The sequence below is a fragment of the Cupriavidus sp. HMR-1 genome, assembly GCF_000319775.1.
Classification (GTDB): domain Bacteria; phylum Pseudomonadota; class Gammaproteobacteria; order Burkholderiales; family Burkholderiaceae; genus Cupriavidus; species Cupriavidus metallidurans.
Map to the genome: position 1 here is coordinate 1 of NZ_ANKP01000166.1, position 8,942 is coordinate 8,942.

The window sequence follows — 8,942 nt, forward strand, 5'->3', positions numbered from 1 at the left end:
CGCGGCCCCCAGCGCCGCGTCCTCGCCGGGCAGCCCGAAGACGAGCTGGCTGCACGAGCCGACGTCGGTCGTCACGCACGGCACACCCGCCGCGAACCCTTCGAGCACCACCAGCGGCAACGCCTCGGAAATCGAACTCAGCACCAGCACGCCGACTTTCGGCAGCAACTCGTCGATCTTCTGGAAGCCGAGAAACTTCACCTTGCTGCCCAGCCCGAGGCTTTCGGCCAGGCTGCGACACTCAGTCGCGTAATCCGGATCCTCATCCTCGGGGCCGGCAATCCACCCTTCGGCATCGGGATACTCCCGCACCACAGTCAGCATCGCGCGAATGAACGTCTTGATGTCCTTGATGGGCACCACCCGGCCAATCAGGCACAGCACCGGCGGCACACCCGGCGCGCGCCGCTCGCGCAGCGCCGAAAGGCGCGGCAGGTTGATGCCATTCGGGATATTGTGCGTGCGCTCGGCCGGCGCGCCATCCAGCACCTGGCGGCTGCGGTTGCCTTCGTACAGCGCCGTGATCTCGTCACCGGCCTCATAGCAGACGCGACCCAGCGTCTCGAAGAAGCGCACCCAGAGCTCGCGGAAATAGCTGATCTGGGAAATATCGCGCTCGAAGATGTTCCGGTTATCGCGGATCCACTGACTCTGGAACAGGTCGATCTTCCGTTCCTTCGTATAGATGCCGTGCTCCGAGACCAGCAGCGGGCGCCCAGTGCGATGCCGCAGCATTGCACCGAGGAATCCCGCGTATCCGGTGGAAACCGTGTGATAGACCTTGGCGGGAATCAGCCCGTCCACGATCCGCACGAGCTGCCACAGCGGCTTGTGCATGATCCGGACAGTCCAGAAATAGTCCGTGAACGACGGATCGGTGCAGTACCGTCGGTACTGATCGGTGATCGTGTCCCACGCCCGCTTGCTGTAGAGGAACGCATCCTCGGACAGCGCGCCGCCCTCGCCCAGCGCCGGCATCAGTTCGCGAATCAGATCACCCGCCTCCACCTCCCTGCCGCGCTGGCGCAGCATTTTGTGCAGTTCGTCCGAGCGGTCGAAGGCATGCGCGTCGCCCTTCGTGCCATGCACCATCGGCGGCGGCGCGAAGTCGTAGAGGAAGTGCGTTTCCAAATGCACCACGTTGTCCGGCAGCGCGTAGGCCATCTCGCCATAGTCCTGTCGGCGGCTGCCGATGAAGACGATGCCGAACCGGATATCGGGGAAGGCGCGGATCATCTGATTGACCCAGCTCGACACCCCACCACTCACATAAGGAAACGTGCCTTCCAGAAGCAGCATGACGTCCGCGGACGTTCCCTTGACCAGAATCTCGCTCATGATTGCCAGTACCGCAGCAGGGGCCGCACCAGTGGGAGCGGCGAAGGACTGTCGAAATCCGCCATCAGGCGGCGCACGGTGGCATAGTCGCGTTCCAGGTAAGCCGCCTCGGCAAGCAGCGGCAACACGCGATCACGCGCGAAGCCGAGCGCTTCGGCACGAGCCAGGAACTCGCGCGCCTCGGCGGGCGCGTTGCGCGTCAGCGCCAGCCGGCCGCGCATGTACCAGAGCGCGGCGATGTTGCCGTCGATCTCCAGTGCCGCGCTGGCGTAGCGCTCCACCTGGCTAGCCGTGTAGCGGTACACATCGCCCTGCACCAGGTTCTGGTAGATCAGTTCCCAATACAGGTCAGCCAACCGCTGGTTGATCTCCCCGCGCGCCTGCGGGCTGTCAGCCGACTCCAGACGGGGCAGCTCGGCCAGGATCTTCTGCGTAAGCTGCTTTTCCGCGCCATCGAGCATGCCGTAGGCCAGCAGCCGGATATCGTCGGTGCTGTCGGCCAGCAGTTCGCGCAGCACCGGGCTGGCCGTTCGCGTGGGCATCGACTGCATGGCTACCAGCGCGGTCATGCGTTCAGGCAATGGCGCGCGCGTATTGCCGAGTTGCGCGCGCAGCCGCGCGCCCCCGCCATGGGTCACACGCTGGATCAGGTGGGTGACGAACTCGGGCAGCGCTACCGATGCAATACCGCTGTTGCTGCCACGGCGCGGGAACAGTTTCGAGAACAACAGGCTGCCCATGCACACCAACACGCCACCCGCCGGCACGAAGAAGCAGAACGCTGCCAGATAGCCATAGCTCCACACGAAAGGCGTCCGGAAGCGGCGCGGCAACAGGCGCCACAATGCCAGCCCCAGCAGCGCCGCGGCCGCGCCTTGCAGCGTCAGGAAGCCCAGCAACAGCGGCAGCCCAGTCCCGCCGCCGAACAGCAGCGCCAGGGCGGAGATCTGGAAGGCGGCGCCTCCGAAGGTCAGCTTGCCCATGGGTCAGCCTGCCCTTGCCGGTCCGGCGCCCGCCACGCTGGCGTCGCGCGTGCCATCGGCCTGCACGGCCGTGATCGTGGACGCCCCATCGAGCTGGCAGCGGTGCAGCAGCCGCATGAGCGCCTCCTCCGCACCCTCGGCGGGCACCGAGAGCGTGTAGACGCCAATATGCGCGCTTGAGAAATCGGTGCCGAACTGCGCGCGCAGCATGTCCTCGATACGCACCAGATAGGCGGATACCGCCTGGGCATCCGACAGTGGCATCAGCGTCAGCATGGCCCGGTGATGGGCGTTGCGCACCGGCCAGGCCACATCGAGCGCACGACGGCTGCGCACGACCTGCTCGAACAGCGCATCGCGCGCTTCGTCGAGGTCGAAGACCAGCGCCACCACCGAACTTTGGATGCCCGTCTCGTGACGCAGCCGCGACAGCCGCGCGTAGTCGAGCGCGAACGCATACGGAATAGCCGGTGCCATTTCCTGGATGCCGTGCGTGGCGCGGGCATGTTCCACGCCATCGGCGTAGTAGCCCATCAGCACCATCAGCATCTGCAGGTTTTCATAGGTCAGCGACAGGAACGGCATCCGTTCCACGACCAGCACGCCAATCAACCGGTCCGACCCCGCCAGCACGGGCGCGACGGCCACGTAGCGCGTCTGCGCGTCCTGCTGGAGCCCCGTGGAACGCAAATGCGCCAGCGCGCGCGTTTCAAGGCAGTGCCGCACGAGTGGATCGTTGACGTCGATCTCGAAGGCCGGGCCGATGCTGGCCACGGCGTTCGGCACGACACGCTCGCCATCGCAGGCATAGAGCGCCGCGCCCTCGACCTGACAGGCCTGTGCGACGACCTGGAGCATCGGCTGCGCGCCGGCCAGCGGACCGGTATTGCCGCCGTTCATCGCGTCCTGCAAGGCCACCGCGCGCAGTTGCGACAACGTGTCGCGCAGCGTCGTAGGACGCGCCAGCAGATCGTTCTCGAGCCGGGCATGAGAAATGCGCAGCAGATAGTGGTTCTTCGTCAGCGCGGCCAGCCGTTCGTCGAGATAGCGATTCACGGCCCGCGCTCGCGCCAGGCGCGTATTCCACACGTCCCCGAACTGCCCCGCCACCAGCACCAGCAGCAGCCCGCCCATGAAGAACATGCGCGGGAAGGCGCCACTGTGCGCGCCGATCTCGTCGAAAAAGAACCACCCGCCCAGCAGCATCAGTACCGCGCCAACACCCACCAACGTGCCATAGCGCAGCGCCAGAATCACCGGCAGCAGCCAGACCCATGGAAAGCCCATGCCCAGCAGCAGCGGGTTCTGCGGCAGCACGAGCCAGGTGACGCCCATTGCCGCCGCCATGATCACGATCATCTCGATCACGGCTGCCGCACCGCCACCCGCGGGCGCCAGCCAGCGCGCGTAGCGCCCGCCCAGGCCGATGCCCTGCCCCTGGCGCCTTGTTTCCACGGTCTTGGCCACGTCTCTCCCCCGTCCTTCCGTGCTCAACCCTGCATCAGCGGCGCCAGCAGGCGACGCAGCAGCTTCTGCGCCACGCCCGAGAGCGACTCGCGGCTCCAGCCGGCGTTGCTGCCGGTGGCCGACCACACCACCTGGCCGCTGGCCACGTCGATCAGCTGCAGCGAGATGCCCACGGCAGGCTCGCCGTCAACGCCAACTTTGTAGCGCCACTCCTGCACCGAGCCGGTCAGCGCGTAACGCGCGCGCTCGCCACGGGCCCACTCGAGCGCCTTGCCCACCGATTCACGCTCGGCCGGTTCGAACAGCGTTTCCGGGTTCAGCGAGGCGGGGTAGCGCTTGAGGTTCGCCACGCCGCCGGTCTTCAGCAGCGATTCGGCGATCGCCTCGGCACGCAGGCCAGCCTGGGGCGTTTCGGTGTTGTTGACGATGGGCAGTACCGCCACCACGTCACCGGGCGACATCTGCGGCGCGCGGCCCACGTCGGTCACCGCGCAACCAGCCAGCCACAGTGCCGCGCCGAGCGCGCCACACCAGGCCATCACGCGGCCCATGCGAGTCGTCATCCTGTTCATGTTTTCCATCCCCCTCGTTACTCTCAAGAACTCGATCATCAGTATTCACTATCAGTAGAGCCAGCGATATCGCAAACCCACTTCCGTCAGCGGCGTGCCGCCGTTGCGGGACGCGGTTTCATGCAGCACGTACATCGACATGTGGTCGTTGCCGAACACCGAACCAGCCATGCCAAGCTGGCCGCGGAAGTTGTGCCCCGCGCGCGAGTCGTAGAGCGCCCCAACGTCCAGGAAGGGCCGCCACTTGCGCGTGTAGTCGTCGAGCAATTCGGTGCCAAAGCCGAACAGCACACCCGCCTGCGTGAAGTTCTGCGGCATGTAGAACGCAGGCGTAGCGTCGCCACCGGCCGGCACCAGCCGCTGCATCGTGGGCGTCAGCGTGCCGCCGTTGGTGTTGTAAATGCCGCGCGTGCCGACGATGCGGACCGTGTAGTCGGGATACTGCGTGCGAATGCGATAGCCGGCCTCCACGTCGTAGACCATGCCGTGCCCCAGCGAGCTACGGTCCTGCCCGTAGAAGCGGTCGTACTCGATCCGTCCGCGAATGAACTCGCGCAGCCCCAGCCGCCATGTCGCGCCCAGTTCGACCAAGTCCTTCATGCCGCCCACACGTAGTTGCGCCGATTCGTCCGCCTGCTGGTTGTAGCCGAGCCGGCCAGTGAAAGACACCCGATCCTCCAGGTTCCACGCGCCAGTCAGCCGCGCCGTGGTGAAGCTCTGCAGGCCGTCGCGACGCCCCACGCCCAGCAGCCAGAGTTTCTGGGTGTCGCGGTAGGTCAACGCCAATTCGGCGCGACGGTCGCTGCCAGGCACGTTGTCGAGCGCAGTACGGTCGGTCGAGCGCTGATCGCGGAACACGCCGCGCAGGTTCAGCGCATAGCCGTCCCAAAGCCGGGCACCACCGGCCAGGCTGTACTCGTAGAACTCCAGCGGATTCTGACGCTGGTACGACGCGCGCGGCTCGATTGCCTGGGCGTTGAACAACAGTGCGTCCTGCAGTGTCTGCTGCAGCGAGTCATCAGTGCGCGCCAGTTCCTGCGTTTCAAACGCCTGGGTCTGGGCAGCGGAAAGTCGGTCGAGCTGGCGATTGACCTCGATCTGGCTCAGCACAGGCACCTTCCCGGCCTTGCGCTCCATGATCCGGTCGAGCTTGTCCATGTCGTTGTCGTCGAGCGCAATCGCGATCTCGGCGTACGCGGGCCTCTGCAGCCGCTCGGCGTACTGACGGGCCAGCCAGGCTCGCGCGAGTTCGTTCGACTCCGACGACATCGCCCAGGCCAGCGCCACCTCGCGACTGGCGGCCGTAAGCTGCGCCTGTCTGCGCCGTTCGCGTTCCACCAGCGCCGGCGGCGGCGTCACCTCGAGCGGGGACAAACCCGGCACGTTACCGAGCTGCGAGGGCGATTTTGGATCGCTGGGCGCAGCCTGCCGCGCGGCGACGCTTTCGCGGTCGCGCCGCAGCATCTCGACGACGAGTCCACGCGACACATCGGCAGAGGCAAATATCTGCCCGAGCGCGATCATCTGCCGACGGAGATCCGAGCGTGCCGGACGGCCCTGCGCATCTTCTTCGTCTTCATCGGCATACTCGTCGCCGGCGCTTTCCTCGGCCCACTTCGCGCCACCCACGGCCCACGTACGATGCAGTTCGACCCATGCCTGCCGGCGGATACGCCAGGCCAGATCGGTCTGGCCGATAGCCTCGCAGGCATCGGCGGTCACGCCGAGCCAGAGCGGATCGGCGCTCTTGCCATGCAGCATCTTGCGCAGGAAGTGCAAGGCAGTGCGGCCGTCCTGGAAGCGCATCGCGCCGGCTGCGTAGGCACCCCAGAGGCTCGGATCATTCTCCGCCTCTGGCTTCAGCCGCAGCATCACTGCGCGCACCTCGGTGTCGGTACCCATGTCGACGAGTGCCCACAGCAGTGCGCCGTAGGTTTCGCTATCGGCATCGGCCTGCCCGATGGCATGACGCAGATCGGCAAGCGCGCGTTCGTGATTACCGGTCGCGCGCCAGTACTCGGCGCGACGCATCAGGAAACCCGCCGACGATTCGGCCTGTCGCGTCTGCTCGGGAGTCAGGCTGGCAAGCATCTGCTCGATGCGGATATAAGCGTGCGCGCGCGTGTAGTAGTACATCGCCAACTGAAGCTCATCGAGCTTGCCGTTCTTGCGCCAGCCTGCCTCTGCAATGCGGCCGGCGTCGATCGGCCAGCGATCGTAGTACTCGATCAGGTTCGCGAAATCATCGTCCTCGGTATCGCGAACTTCGGCCAGGCAGTCGTTGCGGGCAGCGCCGGGCGGCATCGCCATGCAGTGATCGTCATGACTCTTGGCCATCGAGATCATCATCTGGCGATAGCCGTACTTGAGCAGATCGTCCCGCTGCGTCAGGCGGGCAAGCTGGGTGTACGTGCGCCAATAGAGCAGGTCCTGCGTGGTGGCCTTGTCGCGCGCAGGCAGCATCGCGTCCATCGCCTGATCCAGCCGGCCGCGCACGAACAGTATGTTGGCGCGTTTGAGCGCGTAGAGCGGGCGCGCGCCGAAGCGCTTCTCCAGTTGGCCGTAGAGCTCGAACGCGCGGTCGTCCTTGCCGGCGCGCTCGGCCAGTTCGGCATTGCGCTCCATCACCTGACGCCCGTTCGGCCCGTTGGCGAGCCCGTCGAGGAATGCCATGCCGGCCTCCGGCTCGCCGAGCCGTTCGTAGGCCGCGACGACCTCGTCGATCGTCTTCAGATCGCCGCCCGCCGCACGATGCCGCAACGCCGCCAGATAGGCCCGGTCGTCGTTGAGGCCCGGCGCCAGCCGCATCACGTTATTCCACGCGCGTTCGTCGTTGGTCTCCTGCGCATACTTGAGCCAGCTTTGCAGCGCGACCATTGGCTGGCGATTCCATTCCGCCACCTGCGCCAGACGCTCGCGCCAGACGGCGTCGTTGGGCAACTTGTCCACGGCCGTCTGCGCCACGCGCTGGGCCTGATCGAGCTTGCCCGCGGCCAGGAACACGCGGTAGGCCAGGTCGTAGTCGTCGGGATTGAACGTCTTGCCATTGGCGACGGCCGTGGCCACTTCGGCCTTGGCCGTCTCCTGGGCCTCAGCCTGCGTGATGTCGCGCGTGGCCGGTTTCGTCACCACGCCAGACGCCGGAATCGCTTCCGCAGCCGCACGGCGCAGGCCGAATTCGCCCACCTGCTCGCGCAAGGCGAGGCCGCGCGGACCGTCGAGGAACACAACGCCGCGCGCGAGCCACGGCTCGGTATCGGAGACCCGGCGGAGGTTCCCCTGCCGTTCAGCCTGTGCGAACTGCGTGCCCTTCGTCGGCCGGTTGGCCGACAGCTTGAGCAGGCGCTCCACATACTTCGCCGCGATATCCGGCTTGTTCGCCGCCAGCGCCAGTCTGGTCAGATAGCGCAGTACCTCGGCGTCATCGAGCAGCTTTCCACCATGGCGCTCCGCTTCGGCCAGCGCTTCATCGAGCAGATTGCCGGCCTGCAGTGTCTGCAGGGCCTGCAGGAACAGCGTGCGCTGCTCGTAGAGATTTTTCGCGCGGGCCTGCGCCTCGAACAACGCGCGGGCGGAATCGCGATAGTTGCCGCCCGCCAGCGCGATGCCGGCAAGCTGGCGATTATAGAAATCCACGTTGGCCGGGTCGCGCACGCTGAGTTCGCGGAATAGCTTCACGGCGGCAGCCGCATTGCCGACCTGGCGCGACTGCGTGGCCAGCGTCTGCAGATCGGCCACCGACCAGGCGCGCAGCATCTCCGGCGTGGTGGCGTCCTTGAGCAGGCCGTTCATCATGGCCAGACGCTCCGCGCGCTCGGGGGAATCCGGCTGGGCCGCATAGGCGCGCTGCTGCGCGATCTCGATGCGCGTGCGCAGGATCTGGCCCGTCAGGTCCTGGCCCTTCACCGCCAACATGCGTTCGAGCATCGTCTCGGCATCATCCAGCCGACCACTGCGGGCGTACTGTTCGGCCAGCACGCTCATGAAGTTCGTATCGTTGGGCGCCACGCGTGACCACGCCTCGAGATAGGCCACGGTCAGGCCATCGACGGCCCTCCCCTGACCAAGCAGGCGCTCACGCAGGGTCTCGCGCGGGAACATCAGCGCCAGCCCGACCCCCACAATCGCGGTAAAGGTCAGAACCAGCGCCGGCGGCAACAGCCGCTCGCGCTCAGGCGCCGCAGCGGACTTCGACTTGTTGCTGGACATGGATCGGATCATTGACCGCCGGAGTATCGAAACGCAGCGTATTGCGATCGCGCACACCGGTTACTGGCTTGCCATCGATGGAAACACTGCACTGGCCCGCGTTGGCGAGCCGGAAGAACGGCTTGTAATAGCCGGCGAAGGTAAATCGGGTGACATTGCCATCGCGGCGCCAGTCGCGCACGAGACCGTTGGCCTCGGGCAGCTCCGGCACCGACTGCGTGGCCGTGGGTGCGAAACGGAAGCGCGCATTGCCACCATCCAGATGCACGTAGACGCCGCCACCTGGCGCCGGCGACGAACCCGTCACGCCGGTCGCGGTGGCCACGTCGGGCACGCCCGCGCCCGTCCAGCGCAGATTGCGCAGGTTGCCATC

The 8,942-nt window shown here is 66.5% G+C and carries 5 protein-coding genes and 1 pseudogene; all 6 read right to left on the reverse strand.

Annotated features, from left to right (window positions below):
* Positions 1-1,338, reverse strand: a 1,338-nt coding sequence (gene pelF, locus D769_RS19065) for a GT4 family glycosyltransferase PelF (protein WP_008648360.1), incomplete at its 3' end; no start/stop codon positions are given.
* Positions 1,335-2,321, reverse strand: coding sequence for a hypothetical protein (locus D769_RS19070; protein ID WP_008648362.1), 987 nt, complete (start codon positions 2,319-2,321; stop codon positions 1,335-1,337). The genes D769_RS19070 and pelF, both read right to left, overlap by 4 nt.
* Positions 2,322-2,324: 3 nt before the next feature.
* On the reverse strand, positions 2,325-3,788 hold the full coding sequence (locus tag D769_RS19075; protein WP_008648364.1) for a PelD GGDEF domain-containing protein: 1,464 nt from the start codon (positions 3,786-3,788) through the stop codon (positions 2,325-2,327).
* 23 nt (positions 3,789-3,811) lie between these two features.
* On the reverse strand, positions 3,812-4,360 hold the full coding sequence (locus tag D769_RS19080) for a hypothetical protein (RefSeq protein ID WP_008648366.1): 549 nt from the start codon (positions 4,358-4,360) through the stop codon (positions 3,812-3,814).
* A gap of 51 nt (positions 4,361-4,411) precedes the next feature.
* Complete coding sequence (locus D769_RS19085; protein ID WP_008648367.1) at positions 4,412-8,569, reverse strand: tetratricopeptide repeat protein; 4,158 nt, start codon at positions 8,567-8,569, stop codon at positions 4,412-4,414.
* Positions 8,532-8,942: pseudogene (locus D769_RS19090) on the reverse strand (hypothetical protein); the annotation flags it as partial. The pseudogene D769_RS19090 and the gene D769_RS19085, both read right to left, overlap by 38 nt.

Coding starts and splice junctions, on each gene's coding strand:
- D769_RS19070 (WP_008648362.1), bottom strand. CDS start 2,321: ATGGGCAAGCTGACCTTCGGAGGCGCCGCCTTCCAGATCTCCGCCCTG.
- D769_RS19080 (WP_008648366.1), bottom strand. CDS start 4,360: ATGAACAGGATGACGACTCGCATGGGCCGCGTGATGGCCTGGTGTGGC.
- D769_RS19085 (WP_008648367.1), bottom strand. CDS start 8,569: ATGTCCAGCAACAAGTCGAAGTCCGCTGCGGCGCCTGAGCGCGAGCGG.